Below are 23,928 nucleotides of genomic sequence, written 5' to 3'. Positions count from 1 at the left end.
ATATCGACGTTGCACAAACCACTATTCAAGCTGGCGGCTAAGTTATTTCTGCTGGGATGGATTATTACGCCCACTTTTAGATTAAAGATGAAAAAATGATAGTTAATCGCGATGTAACCTTAACCCCGGATCAGCACTCCCATAGAGCAAACCGCACGCTTTTATCCTTTGGCGTCATTATGCTATTTCTGCTCTACACGCTATTTGTCCCCCGCGCTCAGGCTGAAACTTATTCCGCCAACTTCAAAAATACCGATATTAATGAGTTTATCAATATCGTCAGTAAGAATTTGAATAAGACCGCCATTATCGATCCCGCCGTCAAAGGGAATATCAGCGTGCGCAGTTATCAGGAGCTGACACCGGAACGCTATTATCCCTTTTTCCTCAGTGTGTTGGAGGTTTATGGCTTTACCGTGGTCAATATGCCCGGTGACGTGATCAAAATTATTCCTGCTAAAAATACCAAAGGTTCGGCTATCCCTTTAATCGAAGGTGGGCATCCGAGTGAAGGCGACGAAGTGGTGATGCGCGTGGTTTCACTCCACAATGTGGCCGCCAAAGAGCTGGCTCCCCTGCTGCGCCAATTGAATGATGCCGCCTTTGGCACTGTGGTTCACTACGACCCCTCCAATGTTCTGCTATTAACCGGCCGAGCAGCAGTCATCAATCAATTGGTCGCCATTATTCAAAATGTGGATAAAGCGGGTGATCAGACGGTAGAAACCATCAAGTTACAGTATGCCTCAGCCACTGAGGTCGCCCGTATTGCTGAAGCACTGCATAAGAACAGCGGGAAAAATGCCAGCGGCAGAATGTCTGCCAGTATTGTGGCCGATGAACGTACCAACTCCGTGCTCATTGGTGGCGAAGAACAAGTCCGCAAGCGAATGATCGACACGGTACTCGAGCTGGACACCCAAGGGGATATCCACGGCAATACCAAAGTGATTTACCTGAAATTCGCCAAAGCAGAGAGCCTGTTAGATATCCTTACTGGTGTCAGCAGCAACCAACAAGAGGGCAAAAGCTCATCCGCTCCCGCCGTCGCCATGATGAAAAACGTGGTGATTAAAGCCGACGCGCAAACTAATGCCCTGATCATCAATGCCACACCCGACCTGCTGCGTGATCTTGAGCAAGTGATCACCCAATTGGATATTCGTCGGGCGCAAGTGTTGGTCGAGGCCATCATTGTCGAGGTGCAGGACGACGACAATCTGAGTCTCGGAGTGCAATGGTCTAACCAACATGGGGGGGGCAGCAATTTCCCCGACACCGGCGCTTCCGCCAGTAACGCCATCGCCTCCAGCCTGAAAGGGGTGACCGGTCTGGCCACTGGCTTTTATCGCGGCAACTGGAGCGGGCTGTTTACCGCACTGCGCACCAATAATCAAAACGACATTTTGGCGACCCCCAGCATTGTGACACTGGACAATATGGAGGCCGAATTCAGCGTGGGTCAGGAAGTACCCGTGTTGAGCGGCTCCCAGACCACCACCGGGGATAATATCTTCAGAACGGTGGATCGTAAAAGTGTCGGCATTAAGCTAAAAGTGAAGCCGCAGATCAATAAAGGCGACTCCGTCCTACTCGAAATAGAGCAAGAAGTCTCCAGCGTGGCGGCCAAAGCCCCGAGCGGCACCGGCGATTTGGGGGCGACCTTCAACTCTCGCACAGTGAAAAATGCGGTGATGGTGGGCAGTAATAATATCGTGGTGGTGGGCGGATTGCTGGATAGCACCAGTCAAGATATCACCAGTAAAGTCCCGCTACTGGGGGATATTCCCGGCGTCGGTTTTCTGTTCCGCTCCACCACACAGAAGATGGTGAAGCGCAATCTGATGCTGTTTATTCGTCCAACCATTATTCGCGAACAGGATAGCTATACCGATCTGAGTGAGCAAAGACTCGACAAGTTTCAGCAAGAACAAAATCGGGATCGCCCTGCCAGTGGGCAGCGCATTAATGAAAATCTGAATAATATCCTCTCCGATGGCCGCTCACTGCAAGATCTGCGCAACGATGTCAGCGCCTTCTACAGCAAGGGGGCATGATGAGCCAGACATCAGCCCCGCTGCCACAGCTCCCGTTTACTTGGGTTCAGCAACACGGGGTATTGCATCAGCAGCACCCCGTTTACGGTGAACAGCTCCTGTTTCGGCAGACCGCCAGCCCAGAAGCCTTACTGGAAGCCCGACGTATTTTGCCACTCGGCCAGTGGCAATTGGTCAGCGATGAGGTTTTCGAGGAGTGCATGGTAGCGCATTACCAGCAAGGCTCCGATCAGGCGCGTCAGATGATGGAGAGTCTGGGCAACGAGATCGATTTTCGCCAATTGGTGGAGGCACTGCCCCAAAGTGATGACCTGCTGGACAGCGATGATGGCGCACCGATTATTCGCCTGATCAATGCCATGCTGGGTGAAGCCATTAAAGAGGGGGCGTCCGATATTCATGTCGAGCCTTTTGAGCGGCAATTAGCTATCCGTTTTCGCATTGATGGCGAATTGCGTCAAATCCTCACCCCGCCACGCCCATTGGCGGCACTGCTGGTCTCGCGCATTAAGGTGATGGCGAAGCTGGATATTGCCGAAAAACGCCTGCCGCAGGATGGGCGAATCTCTCTGCGTATCGCGGGTCGAGCCATTGATATTCGTGTCTCCACCCTGCCGTCCAACCACGGCGAGCGCGTGGTGATGCGCTTGCTGGATAAAAACAACATGCGGCTCGATCTCTCTCATTCTGGGATGACCGCAGAGAAGCAGGCGCAGTTTAGTCAGCTTCTTCAGCAGCCCCACGGCATTATTCTGGTGACTGGCCCGACAGGCTCCGGCAAAAGTACCACCCTTTATGCGGCACTCCAGCAGATCAACAGCCAGTCGCTCAACATCATGACGGTCGAAGATCCCATCGAATATGATCTGGACAATATTGGTCAGACTCAGGTCAATCCGAAAGTGGACATGACCTTTGCGCGCGGTTTGCGGGCCATCCTGCGCCAAGACCCTGATGTGGTGATGATTGGCGAAATCCGTGACACCGAAACCGCGCAGATAGCAGTGCAGGCTTCGCTGACGGGTCATCTGGTGCTCTCGACCCTGCATACCAACAGTGCCAGCGGGGCTATCGGCCGCTTGCGTGATATGGGGGTGGAGCCTTTCTTGCTCGGCAGCTCTCTTATTGGCGTACTGGCACAACGGCTGGTGCGGACCCTCTGCTTGCACTGTCGCAAGGGGGAGCCGGTCAGCGCCGATTTTCTGCAACCTTTCGGCTGGCCTCAACCGGAGAGCGAAAGCCACCTTCTGTATCACCCCGTCGGCTGTGAGGAGTGCGATTTCAGTGGCTATCGTGGCCGTACTGGCATCCATGAACTGATGCAGGTGAGTGACGCGCTACGCGAAGCCATCTCGCAGGGATGTAGCGAAGTCGAACTGGAAAAACAGCTTCATCAGCAAACCCAGACCATTCGCCATGACGGCCTTGAGAAAGTGCTCTCCGGCATCACCAGTCTGGAAGAGGTGTTGCGCGTCACGAGAGCCAGTGAACCATGAAGCAATTTCGCTATTTAGCCATTAGCGCTGAAGGGAAAAAATGCCGTGGCACCCTCAGCGCAGAGTCCTCCCGTGCGGCACGGGCGCAACTGCATGAGCAGCAACTGACACTGATCAGTATGACAGCGGAAACCCGTGCGCCCCGCGCGTTTTCGCTCTCTTGGCGGCCGGCTCAGGAGAGTATCCGTGGCAGCGATCTGGTGTTGCTCACGCGCCAGTTGTCGACTCTGGTCGCCGCCGCTTTGCCACTGGAGGAAGCCTTGCTGGCACTGGCGCAGCAGAGTGAAAAGCCGCGCCATCGTGCCCTGCTCCAGCAAGTGCGCAATAAAATACTGGAGGGCCAGCCGCTGGCCGAGGCATTGGCGTGTTTCCCTAAAACATTCTCCTCGCTGTTTCGCACCATGATCGCCGCTGGCGAAGCTTCCGGTCATCTGGATCAAGTCCTGCTTCGGCTGGCAGACAATGCCGAGCAGAGCCAGAAACTGAAAAGCAAAATGCTACAAGCCCTGATCTACCCGCTGGTGCTGACAGGGGTGGCGATCACCGTGGTGGCGATTCTCCTCACCGCCGTGGTCCCCAAAGTGGTCGAGCAATTTATCCATATGCAGCAAGCCCTGCCCCTCTCCACCCGCCTGCTTATCTCACTCAGCAACAGCTTACGAGACTTCGGCTTATGGGGGCTATTGGCGGGTTTGATGGTGGGGCTGGGTACACAGCAATGGCTCAAGTCGGCGAAAAATCGGCTGTGGTGGCATCAGAAAATGCTGAGTTTACCGTCAGTGGGTCGGGTGGTGCTGGATCTCAATCTCGCCCGCTATGCCCGCACCCTGAGCATCCTCAACGCCAGTGCCGTGCCGCTCTTGGACGCCATGCATATCAGTGCCTCGGTGCTGGTCAACAACTACGCGCGCCAGCAGTTGATTGAGGCCAGCGAGCGCGTGCGCGAGGGGAGCCGATTGGCCTTGGCGCTGGAGTCGACTGGCCTATTGTCGCCGATGATGCGCCACATGATCACCTCCGGCGAGAACAGTGGCGAACTGGATAGCATGTTGGCGCGGGCCGCCGACATTCAGGAGAGTGCCTTCGTCAACCGGATGACCATCGCACTGGCACTGTTCGAGCCACTGCTGGTAGTCAGCATGGCGACGGTGGTGCTGTTCATTATCCTCGCCATTTTACAACCCATCTTGCAGCTCAACAGCATGATGGGATAACCCCCTATTTATCGACTCAAGGAGTATTTATTTATGAACAATCAGCCTGCTCAGTTAGCGCGCCGCTCTGCCCAAGGGGGCTTTACCTTGCTGGAGATCATGGTGGTTATCGTCATTCTTGGCGTGCTCGCCAGCCTCACCATCCCCAGCCTGATGGGAAATAAAGACCGGGCCGATCGACAAAAAGCGGTCAGCGATGTGGTGACGCTGGAGAATGCGCTGGATATGTACAAATTAGATAATAGCCGCTACCCCAGCACTGAACAGGGTCTGAAAGCGCTGATTATCAAACCGACGATTGCGCCGATACCAAGAAACTACCGGGTCGAAGGTTATATCCGCCGCCTGCCCTCTGACCCATGGGGGAACGCCTATCAGTTGACCAGCCCCGGCGAGCACGGCGCGGTAGATATCTACTCCATCGGCCCCGACGGTGTGCCGCAGAGTGATGATGATATTAACAATTGGGATATTGGCGCTGACGGCGGAGAGCAACCGTAATGCGTGCGACAAAGGTTAAAACCGCCTCCCGTGGGTTTACATTAATGGAAATTATGCTGGTGCTGGTCCTGCTCGGCAGCATGGCGACGCTGGTGCTGAAAACCTTGCCGTCATCCTCCCGCGAGTTAAATCAGGAAAGTGACCAACTCACCGTGGCCTTGCAGTGGGCCGCGCAACAAGCAGAGTTGGATGGCAAGATCTACGGGTTGTCTCTCTCCCCCCATCAATGGCAGTTGATGACCTTAAATAGCCAGCCCCATAAACGAGGGGAAAGCTATCTTTGGCCCAACCATTACTGGCACCCGGTCAAGGTCGGCAAATTACAACAGCAACGCCCATTGCCTGACAACCTCACCCTCACACTGGCCCTGCAAGATCAGCCGATTCCGCTGAACACGATGCAAGATGAGAGTCTCATTGATGAGCCAAAAATTATCTTTTTCCCTGGCGGAGAGCGCTCGCACTTCGAGCTGACCTTGAGTGACCTCGAGGGCCAAACCCGCACTATTACTGAGCACGGCGTTCAGGTGGAGAGCGAAACCTCAGACGCATTGCCCCCGCAGCACACTGCATCCACAGGGACACCAGCGGCATGAACTGCCGTGGCATGACGTTACTGGAAGTGCTGGTGGCCTTAGCGGTGTTGGCGCTGGCGGGTTTGGCCGCTATCAAAAGCACCGGTGAGCAGGTCAGCAATCTGAGTCATCTCGAAAAAAAACAGTTTGCCGCGTGGGTCGCCGAAAACCAATTGGTCAGGTTACGGCTGCAAAATGTCTGGCCGCAAGAGCGCTGGCATCAGGGGCAGATCCTCATGGCCGAAACCACTTGGCACTGGCGCTGGCGCGGTGTCGCCACCACCGATGCGCAATTGCGCGCGCTAGAAATTGAAGTGAGTCTCGACGATCGCCATACCGCGCCGTTATCCACCTTGCGCAGCTATCAGGTTAAATCATGAGCCAAGCGAAACAGCAGGGTTTCACTCTACTCGAGATGATGCTGGCGATTGCGCTGTTTTCCCTCCTGTCGATGGCGGGTTATCAGCTACTGCAAGCGGTGCTGCGTAATAGCGAACTGACCCAGCAGCACGCCACCCGACTGGCGGAGATTCAACGCGCTTTTACCCTGATGGAGAGTGATATTTCCCAAGCCCGAATTCGGCCAGTGACGCCACTCCCTTCGTCCTCGGGATCACAGCCCTCAGCATCACCGCCCTCTGGCGGCGATTTCCAGTCGTCTCGCGTCGGCAAAAACGACAGCCTGACACTGGTGCATGATCACTGGCGTAATCCCGCCGCCTATCTCCCGCGATCCAACTTGGAGAGAGTGAGTTGGCGTTTTCAGCAGGGGAAGCTTGAACGCCTCAGCCATCACCAGCCTGATAGCCAGCCAACACAGCCCAAACTGAGCCTCACACTGAGCAACATTGACGCTTTTCGGCTGCGTTTTTGGTCACAGGGCCACTGGCAAGCGCGCTGGAATCATAGCCAAATCCTGCCCGAAGGCATTGAAGTCACACTGGAGACCAGTGATTTCGGCCTGTTGCAACGGGTTTTCTTCCTGACGGTGCCCCATGAAAAATAATCAGCAGAGCGGCATGGCGATGCTGGTGGTGTTGATGATCACCGCCCTGATGGCGATCACCGCCGTCAATATGAGTGACTATGGGCTACGTGCGCTGCATCGGGCCACCAGCAGCCAGTTTTATCTGCAAAGCAAATGGTTACTGCTCAGTGCCGAATCACAGATTCAGCGCCAACAACTCTCGCCGTTGCCGACCGATAAAGTGCATCTGGGCCAGCCGTGGGCGCGCGCTGATCAGCAAATGGTGCTGGACGGCAGTCAGGTCAATTTCCGTCTGCACGATCGGCAAAGCTGCTTTAATCTCAATGCTCTCGGCCGAGGCCAAGGCGCTGGCGAAAAAGTCTCGGCGCAGACAGAAGCCCCAAAAACAGAGGAGAGCCGCGAAAAGCCCACAGAAAAGGAGAGCAAAAAAGTCCCCTCGGTGCCCTATGCCCAACAGGTTTTTCAGCAGCTCTTGCTGACACAGGATGTAGAGGCGACTCAGGCGCAAAACATCACCTTGGCGCTGGCCGATTGGATGGACAAAGATGCTCTCTCCCACAGCGGAAGCAGCGAAGCGAGTTTGTATGAACAGCATCGCCCGAAGCTGCTACCCGCGAACCGCCCGATGCTCGATATCAGCGAGTTCAGAGTAATAGCGGGGGTCGATCAAGCGCTCTACCTGCGCCTAAAACCCCTAATTTGCACCCTGCCCAACCCAAATTTACGTATCAACATCAATACATTATCGCCCGCACAGGCACCGCTGCTCGCGGCGCTGTTTCTCGGGGATATGTCTATTGAAGCAGCACAACAGTTGATTGCCCGCCGTCCGGCCACCGGCTGGGGTGGCGTCAATGACCTCAAACCCTTAATTGCCGACAGCAACACCACGTTTGCCAAAGCACAAACTGCCATCACTCTGACCAGCGACCACTTTGAGCTGCGGCTCTGGCTGGATGAAGAGCAACGCAGCAATAGCATTCGCAGCCTATTCCAGCGCGATGGACAGGTTTTTCAGGTTATTTCCCGTCAATACGGCCTTACTGATTGAAATGAAATTTATGTTATTAAAGAAAAATAGAAGCGTCGCCAATGCATTACTGCTTACTCTGCCGACCCACGCGGGGCAGCCCATTTCGTGGTATCACCAGCCTCACCAAGGCGAGGCACAGGGAGGGGTGTTGGCAGATGAAACCGCGCTGCATGAACTCTTGCCGCTGGCGGCAACTTGCCAAATCACCCTGCTGATCCCAGCGAAAAGCGTGCTGTTCAACACCGTCACCTTCAATGGCAAATATCGCCGTCAGCACCTGCCCGCACTGGCGTGGCAACTGGAGTCATTCTGCCCCAGTGAAGTCGAGCAACTGCATCTCACCGTGATCCAGCGGCAAGGCGCGCAGTTCTCCATCGCGGCGGTCGATAAAAGCCAATTACAGCAGTGGTTGGGCTGGTTACAGAGTGCCGGTTTGACGGCCACACGGGCGCTACCGGATGTGCTGGCACTGCCCTCCCCGACCGCAGGCTGGACCGCCGCGCGTGTTAACGATAGTTGGCTGATGCGCCAATCGGCGGTAAAGGGCTTCAGTGCAGATGAAGAGGAGCTAGGGTTTATTCTTGGCCGCTACCCCTCACTGCCCGCGATTTTAAGCTACAGCCCGCGTCCCGCAAATGAGCCGACGTGGCTGCAAAAAGCCGAGCAACCTATCTGGCCGCTCTTAGCGCAAGGGGCACAGGAGAGCGCCGTCAATCTGCTGCATGGCGAGTTCACTCCGCCCCGCACGACACAGCCGCGAGGCAATAAGTTACTGGCCGCGTTAGCGGCACTCTATCTGCTGACTTGGGTGATTCAACCCGGCCTCACGGGCTATCGCGCGCAGCAACAAGCCGACCGAATTGACGAAAAAACCCAGCAGTTCTACCGCGAAAGTTTCCCTAATACTGCCATTCCTAAACAGTGGGTTTCGGGGATAGCGCAACAGATCACTCAACTGGAAAAGGGCATGACACCGCCCGGCCTGTTGGCGCAGTTGAACACCGCCATGCCGGTGCTGCACTCATTAAAAGGGGTCAAAACAGAGGCGATGGAGTGGCAGGGAGAGACCTTGGTTTTAACGTTTAATCTCGCCGAGGCCGAGCTGTTGTCACGCCTGCCGCCTCAACACCCGGAGGCGCTCAGCATCACCACCCATTCGCTGGATCAGCAAAACACGCGGCTCACGATCAAAGGAGTTCACCATGATGACAAAAATTAAGCAGCGCTGGCAGGACGCCAGTCAGCGCGAGAAATGGATTTTATCCCTTGGCAGCCTGATCCTTTTGGGGCTGTTACTGAGCCAAGCCGTGATTGCGCCACTCAATTATTATCAGCAGCAGAGCGAAAAAAACCTACGCCAAGCCGCGCGGGGATTCGCCGCGTTAGTGCAGCAGCAGGATCGCATTAGCCGTCTGCGTGTCGAGCAGCCACCCCAATTCACACTCTCGGCAGACAGAGCGGTACATGAGAGCGCCCGCCAGCAAAATATCGTCATCACCTTGCAGGAGGCGAATGCAAACCGGGCGACACTGGCCCCCATGACACTGACCTTCCCCCAGTTAGTCAGCTGGCTGGAACAGTTGGAGAGGCAATATGGTTTACAGGCCAGCCATCTTGCGCTGTCCGCTGATACAGATAATCCGGGCCGGGTCCATATCTCGACACTGGTACTGCAACGCACGGAAGGGGGCGCATGATGATGGAGACATTGGCTGTTGCTCAAACCATAGCGCCCATTTGGTGGGGGGGGCTGGCGGTGCTTGGCCTGTGTGTCGGCAGTTTCCTCAATGTCGCCATTTATCGGTTGCCGCTGATGTTAGCGCATCAGTACTCGCGCAGTTTCAACCTCTGCCTACCCCACTCCCACTGCCCTAAGTGCAAAACCCAATTGAAATGGCGGGATAACATTCCCTTTTTCAGTTGGCTCTGGTTGCAGGGGAAATGCCGCCACTGTCAAAGCGCGATCTCGGTGCGCTACCCGCTGATAGAAGTGATGACCCTCGCGGTGACCTTGCTGATTGCCGCCGTGATCCCCTTCGGTTACCCCTTGCTGGCGGCACTGCTACTCAGTTGGATGTTGATCGCCCTCACCATGATTGATATCGACCATCTGCTGTTACCGGATAATCTGACCTTGCCGCTACTGTGGGCAGGATTGCTGTTTCATCTGTTTGACGACAGCTTGCCGTTAAGTGATGCCATCATTGGTGCGGCCAGTGGGTATCTGATTTTATGGTGCCTTTACTGGGTATTTTGGGGGGTGACTCAGCGGGAAACGCTCGGTTATGGGGATTTTAAATTATTGGCGGCATTGGGAGCGTGGTTGGGATGGATGGCACTGCCCTCTTTACTGCTCATCGCGTCACTGGCGGGGATTACCTTCGCACTGGTTGCCCGCCTATTTAAGGGGCGTCCACTGAACACGGCACTCCCCTTTGGGCCATTTCTCGCATTCAGTGGCTGGCTGCTATTTCTCGAGTTCTATCATTTATAAGTTCGAGCATTTATAAGTTCGAGCATTTATAAGTTCGAGCATTAACAAGTTCTGCCATTAACAAGTCTCCCCCGACAGCGCAGCATCACTTGATGTTGCGCTGTGCCTCATCCACAAAATCAACCATCAATAAGTTAAGTTCTGTGCACATGGACTTGTCTGTCTCGTTCTCTTTCACCAGCGCCTGATAACGCGCCTGACTCTGCTCACCCAGCAATTTATAGGCGGGTGCGCGGGTGTCCCAATGGCGAGAGGCCGCCAGACTCCGCGCGGTTTTAAGCAGCACCGCCTCATCAGGCACCTCGGCCCGTTGACAGTTTTTCTGTAGATAGTGCGCCCCAGCGACTAATGCGGACAGTTGCTTTATTTGCTGTTGGGCGGTGGGTTTAATGGTTTTATTCATCGGTTGCTGGCAACCGGTTAATAAGACCAAAGGCAAAAACCAGAATAACTTACGTGTAGTGGATAACATTGATTAACTCATTTTGTAATAAAGAACAGGTGATTTTAAATCAAGAGAGAGAGTCAATATACCCTGACGTCATTATTCGCACAGATAAAGTCTCTCCATTTTTTGGAATGCACGGAACCCTTATTATTAAGGCCAAGAAAAAACCTTAAAACTTCGCACCAAGGTACAAAAACCCCATACTTTTATTGAATTACCACCTTAATAAATCACCCTAACTCACTCATTTATTGACTTTAATGTCAATAATGACAAAACGTTTCCATCTCATCTCGCATTCATCTAATTTTTATTCCGTTGACAATATGACTCTGCGGAAAAATATCCGTCAGCAAAAAAATCATCATTAAGATTAAAACCAACAGGCTTCCGACGAAATAGTTCAATGGAGCTTCTTTATATAATAGGAAAGTAATAAAAGATGAATTTGAATAAAATCATGTTAGCTATGGTTGTGATGTCAATCAGTGGCAGTGCACTGGCTCATGGCTATGTTGAAAAGCCTGAGTCACGTAACTTCCTTTGTAGCTCTACCGGCAAAAACCTGAATAAAGATTGCGGTAATGTGCAGTATGAACCACAAAGCTCAGGCGAAACCACTGACGGTTTCCCAGCCAAAGGCCCAGCAGATGGCAAATTGGCGAGTGGTGGTATTTTCGTGAGTAAAGATCTGGATCAGCAAACTGCAACTCGCTGGCATAAAACTAAAATTCAGGCTGGCCCTCAGCAATTCAAGTGGAAATTTACTGCCGCACATCCGATTACTGACTTCAAATACTACATGACTAAACAGGATTGGAACCCTAACCAACCTCTGACTCGTGACTCATTTGATCTGACGCCATTCTGTGTTATTGGCGGTGGCCCTGCCGAAACAACCACCATGATGTCCACTCACGAATGTGATGTTCCTGAGCGCACTGGCTATCAGGTGATTTATGGCGCATGGGATGTTTCAGATACCCAAAACACCTTCTATAACGTGATGGACGTTGAGTTCGATGGCGCATCGGGTGAAGTGGTGGTTTCCGAATGGACAACCAAAGTCGGCACTATCGAACCGCGTGACAATCTGAACGCGGGCGACAAAGTGAAACTGCGTATGTTCGACAAGCAGGGTGAGCGCAGTGATCTGGCTGTGGAAATCACCATTGCCGATGCGAAAGAAGGTAAGAAAAACAACTGGGCTTACGCGCTGGCCAAGAAGGTCAATGACACACGCAAAGATCTGCGTGCAGGTCATAAAGAGGCTTCCGGTAATGTCTCTGCTGCACACGGTTCTAACGCGGTTTATATTAATGCCAGCAGTGAAGTGATTCGCGTTGAGACTCAAATTGAAAGTGCTCAGATCGATGCAGGGACAGAAGTCACGGCAAGCTTCTCTGCCAACGGCATGAAAAAAGAGTATCAAATGGCGGCGGGTGCATTGACGATTCATTTCGATCTGAAAACCATTGGCACCCTAGATCTGGAAGCAAAAGTCTTCGCCGCAGACAGTACGGTTAAAAGTTACAGCAATGTCACGCTGGAAGACGCCTCCCAGCATGTGTCTATGTCAATGACCGACCTGAAAGCCGGCAAACATACGTTAGTGATCATCGGGACTGACACGCAGGGTAAAACTCAGCAACAGAGCATCGACTTTATGGTTAAAGGCGAAGCTGAGACTGCCAAACCCGAAGTGAAGCCAGAAGTTAAACCCGAAGTGGACGGCGCTGACAAGCAATGTACCGCCCCCGCTTGGAGCAATAAATCCACCTACAATGCCAATGATACCGTCACCCACAATGGCCGTATCTACATGAGCAAATGGTGGGCGGGTAGCAGCTCCGTCCCAGGCGACGCAACAGTGACCGATTCCACGGGTAACAACACCGGCTATGGCAAAGTTTGGGAAGATAAAGGCGCGTGCTAATTAAGTAAAATTAATCTCGCATGACCACAAAAGGCAGGGGAAACCCTGCCTTACCTATTTGTACCCTGAGAAAAACGAGCTATTCACATTTTAAACGCCAGCGCCCTATTCTGATCGGCCTGATACTTTACCCCTGCTGCTGTTTAACTCCGCGACGGGCCTCCGTTAAGTTTTCGCCGGACTCAAACTAAAGACTTTCGGATTGCGCCCCAGCCACTGAGCGGCCAATTGATTGACCTGCTCAAGAGAGACTGCCTTCAGTTGTGGCTCCTCTTGTGCCAACAGCGCAAAGTTGCCGTCATCACTGGCGACCTGCGCCAAGGCATCCGTCCAGTAACTGGCGCTGGTGCGGCTGGCCTCCTGCTCAATCCACCACGCTTTTTTCGCCTTATCCAGCTCCGATGGCGTAATGCCCTCCGCCGCGATTTGCAGCAAAACCTGTTGCGCCATCTGCGCCATCTCCTGCGCCCGTTCAGGGGCTGAGGTGAAGTTGAGCCGCGCCAGATAGTAGGGCTGCGGCAGTTTTGCCAGTAGCTGCGAGAAGCCCAAGGTGTAGATGCCGCTGGCCTGCTCGCGCATGGCATAACGTAGCCGCAAGGTGACCACTTTATCCAACAGTTGTAATGCCAGTTGATTCGGCTGCGACCACTGAGCCTCGGTCGAGAACTGCATACTGACCATGGTTTTCGGGCTACTCGCCAGCGGATAGTCGTGGCTCATCGCCTGATTCAGCGGCTTGATCGCCCAATCACGCCACTGCAAGCGCTGCTCACTCGGCGGCAAGCCGCCTAACCATTGCTCGACCAGCGGCTGAAGGCGCTTCTCATCCAGCGCACCACTGAGGGTCACCGTCATATCCTGCGGGGCAGAAAATAGCTGGCGATGGCGCTGTTCAAGCCCCGCCACAGTAAAGTCACGCCACGGCCCAGTCGCCGTCACCAGTAGCCGCTCCCCCTGTTGATACCCGGCTTGGGTGATGCTGTCGAGGAAGCGGCGTTCGACGGGCTGCTTCTCTAACCCCAACGCAAAGGACTGTTTTTGCTGTGCCAATTTGTCCACCGCAAACTGCGGCGCAGTGATCTTCAGGTAGAGCAATTGCAGCAGCGACTCCAGCTTGTCCGCCGGAGCCGAGCCGCGCAAACCGTGGAACAGCATCTCATCATAAGGCGCGATCGCCACCTCGCTCTGCTTAGCTAACTGCGCCAGTTGACGCGGGTTATACTGGCTGTAACCACTCACTTCTGGCAGTCGCATCGCCCAATTCACTTCGCCAATGTGCTGATCGTCCTCCAGTGAGCGCCCACCGGGGATGCGCAGTGAGAGCTGCACGTCATCTTTTAGGCGGTTATTGGCTTTGATAATCACCCGAATACCATTGCTCAGCGTCCAGAGCTGGGTATCGGGGATGGGCAAGGTCTGGCGCTGCACCACTTTTCCGGCAGGTGGCGGCGTCACCATCAGGGTGACGGGTTTCGGTTTCAGGGTGAAAGCCCCCGGCGTGCTCTGGCGGATGCTGTTCCACATCGCCGCCAACTGCTTTTTATCCACCTGCGATTGATCACTGTCTGGGCCAATCAGCGCCAAACGGGCCGAGCCTTTCTCCAGTAATTCAGCCACTTGCGCCTGCACATGCTGTGGGCCGACCGCCTCAAGCCACGTTTGGGTCATCGCCAATTGCTGCTGTTTGTTGAGCATCGGCAGATCAAATTCAATGGCGGTGGTGAGATTATCCGCCAGATAATCATGCTGATAGCGGCTCTCTCCTGCGGCTTGCTGGCTCAGTTTAGTGAGGATCTGCTGACGCGCCGCCTTCAGCTCGGCGTCACTCACCGGCGTGGTCGCCATCCGTTGTAGCTCAGTAAACAACTGGCGCAGGGTGCCGTTGTAATCACTGCCTTGCGGGCGGGCAATCATCAAATGTTGAATCCGGCGGTTATCCAGCAGTGCGCCCTGTTGATTAATGCTCGCGACCGATAACAGCTCATTATCCACCAGCAGTGATAGCCGCTGGTTAAAAATGATGAGCCACAGGGTATCCAGCAGGTCACGCCACTGCCCGTTGGCACTGTTCAGCGGAGCGGCCAAATCACGCTGTAGCGCGAGTTGAATGATCCGCGTCCCTTGCTCGGCATCAAATACCGTGCTGAGCAGCAAGCCCGATTGCGGGGTGAAGGTCTGCCAGTCAGCCTCATCGCGGGCGGACTGTTTAGGGGCGGATAGTTTAGAGGCGGATAGTTTAGAGGCGGATAGTTTAGGGGCGGGCATCGCAAATAACGATTTGATCTGTTGGCGTAAATTATCCGCATCAAAGCGCCCGACCACCACCAAGGCCATCCGCTGCGGCTGATACCACTGCTGATAATAGTTGATCGCCTCACTGACGGGCGCTTGCCGCACCACCTCCAGCAAACCAATAGGATCACGTTCGCTATAGCGGCTGCCGTGATAGCGCAAGCGCTCCAGCGCCTGATTGATGCGGAACCCGACGCCCTGACGCAAACGCCACTCCTCCACTATCACCTGCCGCTCTTTATCAAACGCCAGCGGGTCAAAACTGATGCCCTGCGCCCAGTCCGCTAAAATCCGCAGCCCCAGTGTGAGCTGTTTTTCATCCGCATTGGGCAGTGAGAGCTTATAGGTGGTGGCATTCAGGCTGGTGACCGCATTCACATGGCTCCCCAGTGTAATGCCCTGTTTCTCCAGCGATTTAAAGCTGCTGGTGCCGGGGAAGTGGGTCGTCCCTTTGAAGGCCATATGCTCGACAAAATGAGCCAGCCCGCGCTGTGCTTCGCTCTCTTGTAGCGAGCCGCTGTTGACCAGCAAACGTAACTCCACGCCGGGCTGGTCGCGCGGCAGCAGATAGACCTGCAAGCCATTGTCCAGTGTGAGGTGCTGGAGGTCCGCGCGCACGGGCAACTTTTGCTCCTGCACCGATGGCTCCTGCGCCGATGAGCTGTCAGCCGCAGAGGCGGGCAGCCCCCACGCCAAGATCAGGCAGAAAACGGGAATTCGCACTAATCGGTTAAACATGGTGTGGCCACTCCTTGAGGCGCATCGGATAAATCATCGAGGCAATATTGATGGTCGGCGATCTCAGCCAAGAAAGTTTGGTGACTCACCAGCAGCACCGCGCTCTCTGGCAGTTGTTGGCGCAGCAGACGCAAGAGCTGGCAGGCGCTGGCAGCATCCAGTGCCGAGGTGGTTTCATCGAGTAAAATCAGCCGGGGTTTATTCAGCAATAAGCGAGCAAACATCAGCCGCTGTTGCTCGCCGCCCGATAAGCGCTGCTGCCAGTCGGTAGAGAGCGCCAACTGGAAATGCAGTTGCGGCAAACCGACCTGCGCTAGGGTTTGCTGGAGTTGCTCGGTGCTGAAATCACCGCGCTGCGCCGGATAGGCGAGCAAGTCATCCAGCCGCTCATGGGGCAGATAGAGGCGCTGAGGAAGCCAACTCACACTGTCACTGCGCTGAATGCGGCCCTGATAATGGGGCCAGTGGCCGCTCAGGGTGCGCAGCAAAGTGGATTTGCCGATGCCCGAACGCCCCTGAATCAGGGTCAGGCTGCCCGCCGTGGCATTGATCCTGATAGGGCTTAACAGCCGCGCGCCCTCAGCGGTGTACAGATCCAAGGTGGCACGCAGCGGCAAGCTGCCCTCCGGCGCACTCTCCACCGAGCTGGTGGGTTCGGCATCCAGCAACACCACAAAGTGGTACAAACGGGTGACCGTGGCCTGCCATGCAGCAATCTCGCGATAGGAAAAAATAAACCAGCCTAAGGCTCCCGCGACCTGCGCGAAGGATTGGCGAATCTGCATCAACCCGCCCAGCAGCAACTCCCCCGCCAGAAATTTAGGTAGCGCAAAGAAGATCGGGGCCAGTGCGCTGAGTTGCTGATAACCGACGGTGAAGAATGAGAGGTTTTTTTCGTAGCGGATCAGCTGATACCAGTTGTCTGCCACGGCACGAAAACGCTGCAACAGCGCACCGCGCTCATGCTGTTCCCCCCGCTGTCCGGCGATGGCATCACTGGCTTCGCGGCGCGCAATCAACCCACTGCGGTAATCCGCCTCGCGCCGCTGACGATCCATATTCAGTTGGCGCAATGGATAACCAATCCAGTGCGTTAGCCCAATACCAATCAGGGTATAGAGGATGCAGACCCAGAACATATAACCGGGCAGGGTAAAACTGTGCTGGGCCAGCGAGAAGCTGATGCTGCCGGAGAGCTGCCACAAAATAGTGGCGAACGAGATCAGGGTGAGCAGGGAGTGCAGGAAGGTGATGAGCAAGCGCAAGCTGGACTCAATCAGCAGGCGGACATCTTCGGCAATGCGCTGATCGGGGTTATCCGGCACCAGCGCATTGATTTTCAATGCATAATGCTGCCCTTTGTCGGAGAGCCAGCGCGCCAGAATGTGCTCGGTCATGCCGATGCGCCAGCGCATGATCAGCCGCTGCTTCAGGTAGTCGGCAAACACCACCACCAAAATCAAGGCGCTGACCAGCAAGATAAACTGTTGCAGCAAGCGGTAGAGCGCCTGACTGTTCAATTGCTGCAAGGCGTTGTAAAACTCGCCATTCCATTGGTTCAACTGCACATTAAACCAAACCGAAGAGAGGCTCAGGGCCAACACCACCAGCAGCAACAGCCAAGCCAACAGGGCTGAGCGGATGCCCCAGAACGGCCGGGCAAGGTAATAAAATTGTTTCAGTGTTTTCATCAATAACTTGCTTTCATAGATAAATGGGCGGCATAAAAAACGGCAAGCCGAGGCTCTGCATCGTCAGAAAAAAAATCTCGGGCCGCCCTCTGGCTACCCGAGGGTTTTAGGTCTCGCGGTTATCGGTCTGATTAGAGGTCATAGCTCAGTTGCAGCCAGAATTGGCGGCCCGGATCATAGGAGTGCAGCACGCGGTCGCCATAAACAAAGGTGTCGGCCACATTGCGTTTGTTCAGCAGGTTATTCACCTCAACCGCGATCCCGACGCCATAAGCAAAATCGGGCTGCCAGCTCACTTTGCTATTCCAGACAAAATTGCTGGCGAAGTGCGTTTTCTCATATTTCAGCATCTGCGTGCCGGTATGGGTGTCGGTGTAATACTCATTCTGATAGCGCACCGCCTGACTGCGCGAACTGCGCCATTGCCACAGGTTATAGAAGGTCAGGTTGTACTCCTGCCACTCACTGGTCAGCTCCAGATTGAGCCGCCACGGCGAGTTAAAGTTGGTCGATGGCAGGTCGGCAGCATTGATCACCTTGCCGTCGTACCACACTTTGTCGGAATCCAGCTTGGTATTGGGATCAAAGAAGGCGTAGCCCTGATCTTTCGGGGTGTTGCTCTTGCTCTGCTGCCAACTCAGGGAGCCAGTCAAGGCGTGAGTGGTCGAGGCCAGCTCCCACGGCTTGCTGTTGCTGACCGAGAGTGAAACGTTGTCGTTGCTGCTGCGCCCCCCATTATCAAAGGTGCGGATGCGGGCTTGGGCCGCGCTATTGGGGTTGCGGTATTTAGTGCGGCTGCGCACCTCGTCGTAACCTTCGCGATGCACATACTGCAAGCGCCAAACACTCTGCATCACTTGCTGTTGCAAGGCGAAACTCAGCTCATCGTTATAGGGGGTCGATAAGCTGTCGATGCCCTCAAAATCTTTCACCCCATCCCACTCATTTTCCGATGGGTCCAGCGAGCAGAAGTAGTAGCAGTGTTCCATGCCCGCGTTTTGCGCTTCGTACAGGGCGTAGGTCAACATAGAGCGGCCATAATAGCGGTTGGCCCCAGCGATCAGCACCGTATTGCCCGTCCCAAACAGATCGAGGCTGCTGCTCAGACGCGGCGCGATATTGGTTTTCTGCACAAAATCATCGCGATCCAACCGCACTCCGGGGCGCACCGTCAGGCGGCCATACTGCATACTGTCATCCAAAAACAGCGCGTAGTTGCTGTAACCTGCCTCATAATTTCCGGCACGAAAACGGGTGATGTAGCTGGCTTCGGTCAGCGAGCCGACATCATCGGCTGCCCCACTGAATTTGTAGCGGTAGTAGTCCCGATCACGGGTATAGCGCGCATTGGTTTTGTTGAATTCAAAGCCAAGATTGGGTGCGTGTTGCAGGCCCAGAGCAGTGAATGTATTGAAGCGCAGCACCCCTTTCGCCGTGGTGCTGTTCTGGCGGGTGGTCAAATCGCCCTGCCCGCCATTGTTATAAAACTGCGGATTACGCCAATCGGTCATGTAATCCTCCAAGGTGTAAAAGTCTTTCACGTCATTGATGCGCTCGTCGGTCAACTGCTGATAACCGGCGGTGAAATCCAGACTGGCGATATCAAAACGGTGCTCTAGCTGGAGCGTGGTGCTCAAGCCGTTATGGTCATTGTCATAGCCGGAGTTAATCACGCTGCTGGAGAAGAGGGTGCTGGTGTAAGCGGAGTAGTTGGCCGAAAGATGGGCGCTGGTGCGCTCGTTGGCATCCCAAGAAAGCTTGGCAAAATAGTTATCCGACACCCGTTTTTGGCTGCGATAGCCCGGCGTCGCGGAGACCACTTCCAGCTCATTATTCGGCCCTAACTGCAAGCCGTCGCCACCGGAGGTGTAGGTCGGAATATCCGAGAGGCGCTGGGAGGCGGAGAACACGATGCCCATGTTGTCGGTGATCCCGGCCTCAAACCAGCCACCAAAACTCTGCTTGTTGTACTTGGGCTGATAGCGCGCCGGGCGGCTGGTATCGTTATTCGCGCTGTCGAACTGCATATCGGGATCCGTGAACACTTTGTTCCACGCCGAGCGGGTTTCGCGGTAGTAGAGATGGCCGCTGTTCTCGCCGCGCCAGCGGCGGCTGGTGACATCCACCGTACCGCCAGTAAAGCCGCCAAACTCCACCGGAATGTTGTTATCAAACACATTCATGCTGTCGATTAAGCGGCTGTCGATGTACATCCCCTGATCACTACTGTCGATGCGGGTAATGGTTTCGCCGTTGCCATCACTGGCCGGATCGATGTCGTTATTGAAGCTGACGCCATCCAGTTTGTAGGCGTTTTGATAGCTCGACGAGCCGTGAATTGAGATCGCGGCGGGTTTGATTTCACCTTGCGTCAGGCTGGTGTTGCCGCTATTGGAGAATTGCACGGCGGGGTTGGTGCGCAGTAATTCAGTGATATTGCCGTTGCCGGTCGGGCGCTGGCGAATCTCTTCGGCGGTGATTAGCTGCGGGGCGGACATCAGGTTATCCACGGCGGCACGCCCACCCGCTTCCCCCATCACCGAGGTGGTGGGCAGCACCATACTGCCCGCATTGACACCCGCCGCCAGCATCGGGCGAATCACATACCCCTTGCCACTGGCGACCAGCTCCAATCCACTGCCCGCCAGCAATTGCTGCAAGGCGGCTTGCGGAGTATAACTGCCGCTTAAGGCGGGCGCGCGCAGATTGCGCAGATCAGATTCATCAAAGATAACATGCAGTTGGCCCTGCTGGGCCACATGGGTAACTGCGTTCGCCAACGGTTGCGCGGCCAGATTGAAGGGCAAATCTGCCGCCGTGACCCCCTGCGTGACCAACAGCGTTGCCAGCGCCAGAGCAGAGAGAACAGGCATCCCAGAAAATTTCTTTTTATGATTTATCATTACGCTATGTCTTCCCTAAGCCATATCAATGCCATGCCAATCAGCACCAGCATCAGGGAAGACGTGATAATGAGAATTATCCTCACCTACCAAATTCACTTTTTTTCTGTTTTTTACTTTTTATTCTTCAAATCGCGTGAAATCAGTACGTTACCTTTGTCGCCATGAGTCACATTCACCGCCAATAACAGCGGTAATGAGTCGAGGAACTCATCAGGGCGATTGAGATCCAGCGAACCGGATATTGGCAACTGCGCCAAACTGGCATCAAGCAGCTCAATGTTGCCCGGCCGATAACGCCGCAGTTCAGCCAGCAGCTCACCTAGTGGGCGGTTACGGAACCGCAGTTGCCCGCTGCGCCACTCACCGATTTCAGCCACTGGCAACCTACTGAGCAACAGACGTTTTTTCTCTGGCAGTAACTGCGCACGATCACCCGCATAGAGCATCACCGCCGCCATATTCGGCCTGCCGGTCATAGCGACAATGCCCTGTTTGACGGCCACCGCCACTTCGCCCGCGTCAAAGCGCACATCAAATGCGGTGCCCACCACCCTCACCTGACTCTCTCCGGCATACACCATGAAGGGGCGAGTTTTGTTGGCGGCCACTTGCAGGTAGATTTCACCCTGATCCAGCCAGAGCTGGCGGTTCTCTTTCGCGTAATGAACACGGATTTGTGAATGGCGATTCACATGCACTCGAGTGCCGTCCGACAGCACGATTTCACGGCTATGATTGGCGGTTTGCAGTTGGATATCATTGGTCACCAACAGCGGCAGTTGACTCATCGGCAGCAGCAGAGCGAACAGAAAAAATAGCCCGGCGGCGCAACTTCGCAAAGGCCGCCAGCGGCTGGTGGTCTTTTCCGGTTGCGGGGCGCTGGCGGGGCGGGGAATCAATGCACAATCGCCCCACACCTGCTGCATCTGGCGAAAAGCCTCAGAATGGGAGGGCGAGCTTTGCAACCACGCAGCCAGTTGCTGCCGCTCGGCATGGGTTAAACGCCGCGCCTGACTGCGGCTGAACCACAGCGCCGCCTGCTCATCGATTTCACGGCTATCACTCATCATGTTGCTCACTCCCCTGTTCAGCAACGTGGCGCTTGCAATGCAGCAGTGCGCCCGCGATATGTTTTTCGACCATACTGACAGAGATGCCCATTCTCTCCGCCACCTCAATCTGCGACAGACCATCAAAGCGGTGCATCAAAAAAGCCTCGCGGCGGCGCGGACTTAGGCTGTTTAGCGCCTCTTCCAATCGACTCAACCGCTGCTGCTGCTCCAGCACATGGTGCGGATCGGCAGCGACAGGGGCTATTTCTGGTTCCAGTGGCTCCTCATCATGGCTCTGCGCTAACACCATCCGCTGCTTGCCCGCCGCTCGCCAGTGATCAATCAACACCCGGTGGGCAATCTTAAAAAGAAAGGCCCGCGAATGCTCGACAGGCGTCTGTTTCGCCCGCTTTAGCCACAGCGCAAAGACATCTTGCGACAGATCCGTGGCGTCACTGGCGTTATCCAGCCTTTTGCGAAAGAAGCTGACCAACTGACCATAAGTGCTCTGGTAAGCCAGACTCACTTTGTTTGATGGCGGTTTATCCATGAATGCATCCGTTAGAGAGTACAGCCTCAGGCAAGCGGCGTGCGGGCAGTTACGCAGCAACCCTGCGGCATCAGGTACATCAATCCAGTGGCTCACATCTTGCTGGTGAAAAAGGGCAATAAAACACGGCATAAAATATGAGGTGGATACCTTGCGGTTCCACACTTCTCAGGCGGGCGGTTATAAGCGAAAACATTGATCAAATGCAAATGATAATCACAATAACTATCAATATGATTATTGATTTGTATAATCTGTCGCTTATTATCTGCGGGGAATTCACTATCGCGGCGGGTCATTTTAATCTGAAATAAGCCATAAAACAGTTATTAATCAAAACAATAAACTCAAGTCACTCATTACCTGTGGAGTCTGTAATGACATTATTCTGCCAGATGGCAGCCAGCGGCACCTTTATGCCGACAGCAATAAATAGCCATAATAGTAAAATGGATTTACCCCTTGGGCGGCCAAAAACACGCTGGAGTATCAGCTTATTATTGGGTCTCGGCCTACACCTACTCGCCGCTGCGTTGATGCTCGGCTGGATCACTAAAATGGCCCCGCAGGGGGTGCTGCCTCCCGCCGTGATGATGGAACTGACACTCTATCAACAGGCCAAATCTCTCCCTCTCGATGTGCCGCTCGGGCCACAACAAAACATGGCGGCACCGGATGACGCGCCGCCGGAGAAGCTGCCCGAGGAGTTACCCAAATTAACCGCTTCCCCTAATGGCCGCCATGCCATCAAGCCGGAAAAAGGGGTGCAGAAGAAGAAAATAACACTGGTCAAACCCCAGGTAGAGACGCCATTGCCGATAGTCGCCGCAAAAGCCGCCCCGACCACCAGCGCCCCGCTGTCGGGTGAGAGCCACAAAAATGCCGCCACCTTTTCCAGTGAAGCCGCCGCCGCCATCAGCGGCAAAGCCTCATGGCAGAGTGATGTTTTGGCACATCTTGCACGCTATAAGCGCTACCCACGGGAGGCATTGCGCTACCGTCTGGAGGGGGTTAGTCACATCCGCTTTGTGGTGGATCACCAAGGAAAAGTGTTAACCGCCGAGCTGTTTTCCAGCTCCGGAGCCAAGATTTTGGACCGCGAAGCGATGGTGCTGATCTCTCGCGCCCAGCCGCTGCCTACTCCCCCCGTCGAGTTATTGAAAAATGGGGTCATTGAGTTGATCGCGCCCATCGCTTATAACGTGAAGCGCTGAGGTTTTTTTGCGACAAAATTCGTATCTTCATGTAACGAAAATCACACCACCATGTAATACATTTCGTTTCACCTCGGTGCTCTTTTTGATACTATAATTGCACTGGGAAAGGGAAGGATACAGGGATGATTGAAAACTTCAGAGATGGGCAGTCAGGTTCATTAGCTCAGTTCTATCGGAACAAAAAGCGAAGCAAGGATATTCTCGCCACCATAGAATCAGCGTTAGCGCGTAAGCTCGATATTATCGAATACGCCACGACAGAGCGCTCCTTATTTGCCCCCCCAAGCAATAATTACGAGCGCTTATCGGGTTCGCTGGCAGGATGGTCAAGTATTCGGGTCAATATTCAATGGCGCTTAATTTTTCGCTGGCGAGATGGCGCAGCACACGATGTTTACCTTGATCCACATAAATATTAGTAGGGGATGCTATGGATACTATTTCACGTGAACCAACCACAGTAGGCGTTATGCTTCTGGAAGAGTTTATGAAGCCGCTTAACATTACTCAGGCAAAACTCGGCGAAGCACTGAATCTGTCACGCCCCCGTATTGCCGAGATACTGAACGGTAAGCGTCGTATCAGCATTGAAGAGTCAGTCATGCTGGCAGCACTGTTCGAAACAGACTCCGATTTTTGGATTAATGTTCAAGCAGGTCATGACCGCTGGGAAGCACGCCAAATGATGGCGACTAAAACAGATTTAAAGCCGATTAGGGCGCTACTGGCGAGGTGATCCC

General features: G+C 54.4%; 21 protein-coding genes. 15 read left to right on the top strand and 6 right to left on the bottom strand.

Annotation, left to right across the window (positions count from 1 at the left end; genetic code table 11):
• Window positions 1-179: 179 nt before the first annotated feature.
• The 11 genes from gspD to HRD69_RS07175 are packed head-to-tail and all read left to right on the top strand — an operon-like array spanning window position 180 to window position 10,358.
• Window positions 180-2,057, top strand: a complete 1,878-nt coding sequence (gspD, locus tag HRD69_RS07225; protein ID WP_004874030.1) for a type II secretion system secretin GspD — start codon at window positions 180-182, stop codon at window positions 2,055-2,057.
• Window positions 2,057-3,553: a type II secretion system ATPase GspE gene (gspE, locus tag HRD69_RS07220; protein ID WP_032813322.1), complete on the top strand. Its 1,497-nt coding sequence runs from the start codon at window positions 2,057-2,059 to the stop codon at window positions 3,551-3,553. Before gspD ends, gspE begins: the two co-directional genes overlap by 1 nt.
• On the top strand, window positions 3,550-4,767 hold the full coding sequence (gene gspF / locus HRD69_RS07215; protein WP_032813324.1) for a type II secretion system inner membrane protein GspF: 1,218 nt from the start codon (window positions 3,550-3,552) through the stop codon (window positions 4,765-4,767). Before gspE ends, gspF begins: the two co-directional genes overlap by 4 nt.
• A 33-nt stretch (window positions 4,768-4,800) precedes the next feature.
• Window positions 4,801-5,268, top strand: a complete 468-nt coding sequence (gene gspG / locus HRD69_RS07210) for a type II secretion system major pseudopilin GspG (RefSeq protein ID WP_032813326.1) — start codon at window positions 4,801-4,803, stop codon at window positions 5,266-5,268.
• Entirely contained in the window at window positions 5,268-5,864 is a 597-nt protein-coding gene (gene gspH, locus HRD69_RS07205) for a type II secretion system minor pseudopilin GspH (RefSeq protein WP_004874032.1), read from the top strand. The genes gspG and gspH overlap by 1 nt, the downstream gene beginning before the upstream one ends.
• Window positions 5,861-6,223, top strand: a complete 363-nt coding sequence (gene gspI / locus HRD69_RS07200; protein WP_032813327.1) for a type II secretion system minor pseudopilin GspI — start codon at window positions 5,861-5,863, stop codon at window positions 6,221-6,223. The genes gspH and gspI overlap by 4 nt, the downstream gene beginning before the upstream one ends.
• Window positions 6,220-6,849, top strand: a complete 630-nt coding sequence (gspJ, locus tag HRD69_RS07195) for a type II secretion system minor pseudopilin GspJ (RefSeq protein ID WP_032813328.1) — start codon at window positions 6,220-6,222, stop codon at window positions 6,847-6,849. Before gspI ends, gspJ begins: the two co-directional genes overlap by 4 nt.
• Complete coding sequence (gene gspK, locus HRD69_RS07190) at window positions 6,839-7,882, top strand: type II secretion system minor pseudopilin GspK (protein ID WP_032813329.1); 1,044 nt, start codon at window positions 6,839-6,841, stop codon at window positions 7,880-7,882. The genes gspJ and gspK overlap by 11 nt, the downstream gene beginning before the upstream one ends.
• A gap of 10 nt (window positions 7,883-7,892) precedes the next feature.
• Window positions 7,893-9,083: a type II secretion system protein GspL gene (gene gspL, locus HRD69_RS07185; protein WP_161597826.1), complete on the top strand. Its 1,191-nt coding sequence runs from the start codon at window positions 7,893-7,895 to the stop codon at window positions 9,081-9,083.
• On the top strand, window positions 9,067-9,561 hold the full coding sequence (gene gspM, locus HRD69_RS07180; RefSeq protein ID WP_244262981.1) for a type II secretion system protein GspM: 495 nt from the start codon (window positions 9,067-9,069) through the stop codon (window positions 9,559-9,561). Before gspL ends, gspM begins: the two co-directional genes overlap by 17 nt.
• A gap of 2 nt (window positions 9,562-9,563) precedes the next feature.
• On the top strand, window positions 9,564-10,358 hold the full coding sequence (locus tag HRD69_RS07175) for a prepilin peptidase (RefSeq protein ID WP_161597827.1): 795 nt from the start codon (window positions 9,564-9,566) through the stop codon (window positions 10,356-10,358).
• Between the two features lie 85 nt (window positions 10,359-10,443).
• Here the strand turns inward: HRD69_RS07175 and gspS are convergent, their stop codons facing one another.
• Window positions 10,444-10,830, bottom strand: coding sequence for a type II secretion system pilot lipoprotein GspS (gspS, locus tag HRD69_RS07170; protein WP_004874038.1), 387 nt, complete (start codon window positions 10,828-10,830; stop codon window positions 10,444-10,446).
• Between the two features lie 418 nt (window positions 10,831-11,248).
• On the opposite strand from gspS, the gene gbpA reads away from it, so the two are divergent.
• Window positions 11,249-12,742: an N-acetylglucosamine-binding protein GbpA gene (gbpA, locus tag HRD69_RS07165; protein ID WP_004874039.1), complete on the top strand. Its 1,494-nt coding sequence runs from the start codon at window positions 11,249-11,251 to the stop codon at window positions 12,740-12,742.
• Between the two features lie 165 nt (window positions 12,743-12,907).
• Here the strand turns inward: gbpA and HRD69_RS07160 are convergent, their stop codons facing one another.
• The 5 genes from HRD69_RS07160 to HRD69_RS07140 all read right to left on the bottom strand — a co-directional run bounded on the left by HRD69_RS07160 (window position 12,908) and on the right by HRD69_RS07140 (window position 21,971).
• Window positions 12,908-15,772: a M16 family metallopeptidase gene (locus HRD69_RS07160; protein WP_032813330.1), complete on the bottom strand. Its 2,865-nt coding sequence runs from the start codon at window positions 15,770-15,772 to the stop codon at window positions 12,908-12,910.
• Window positions 15,757-17,463: an ABC transporter ATP-binding protein/permease gene (locus tag HRD69_RS07155; protein WP_032813332.1), complete on the bottom strand. Its 1,707-nt coding sequence runs from the start codon at window positions 17,461-17,463 to the stop codon at window positions 15,757-15,759. Before HRD69_RS07155 ends, HRD69_RS07160 begins: the two co-directional genes overlap by 16 nt.
• A gap of 131 nt (window positions 17,464-17,594) precedes the next feature.
• Entirely contained in the window at window positions 17,595-20,366 is a 2,772-nt protein-coding gene (locus tag HRD69_RS07150) for a TonB-dependent receptor (RefSeq protein WP_004874041.1), read from the bottom strand.
• Window positions 20,367-20,479: 113 nt separating this feature from the next.
• Window positions 20,480-21,439, bottom strand: coding sequence for a FecR family protein (locus tag HRD69_RS07145; RefSeq protein WP_032813333.1), 960 nt, complete (start codon window positions 21,437-21,439; stop codon window positions 20,480-20,482).
• Entirely contained in the window at window positions 21,429-21,971 is a 543-nt protein-coding gene (locus HRD69_RS07140; RefSeq protein WP_004874043.1) for an RNA polymerase sigma factor, read from the bottom strand. Before HRD69_RS07140 ends, HRD69_RS07145 begins: the two co-directional genes overlap by 11 nt.
• Window positions 21,972-22,420: 449 nt before the next feature.
• Between HRD69_RS07140 and HRD69_RS07135 the strand changes: the two genes are divergently transcribed.
• The 3 genes from HRD69_RS07135 (at window position 22,421) to HRD69_RS07125 (ending at window position 23,924) form a co-directional block, all read left to right on the top strand.
• Window positions 22,421-23,185, top strand: coding sequence for an energy transducer TonB (locus HRD69_RS07135; RefSeq protein ID WP_050413175.1), 765 nt, complete (start codon window positions 22,421-22,423; stop codon window positions 23,183-23,185).
• Window positions 23,186-23,310: 125 nt separating this feature from the next.
• Window positions 23,311-23,607: a type II toxin-antitoxin system RelE/ParE family toxin gene (locus tag HRD69_RS07130; protein WP_004874046.1), complete on the top strand. Its 297-nt coding sequence runs from the start codon at window positions 23,311-23,313 to the stop codon at window positions 23,605-23,607.
• Window positions 23,608-23,618: 11 nt separating this feature from the next.
• Window positions 23,619-23,924 carry a HigA family addiction module antitoxin gene (locus tag HRD69_RS07125; RefSeq protein ID WP_032813335.1) on the top strand — a complete coding sequence of 102 codons (306 nt, stop codon included), beginning with the start codon at window positions 23,619-23,621 and terminating at the stop codon, window positions 23,922-23,924.
• The last annotated feature ends 4 nt before the right edge of the window (window positions 23,925-23,928 follow it).

It is taken from the genome of Yersinia mollaretii ATCC 43969 (genome assembly GCF_013282725.1).
Lineage (GTDB): Bacteria > Pseudomonadota > Gammaproteobacteria > Enterobacterales > Enterobacteriaceae > Yersinia > Yersinia mollaretii.
This window is presented reverse-complemented; position numbering and strand designations above follow the sequence as displayed.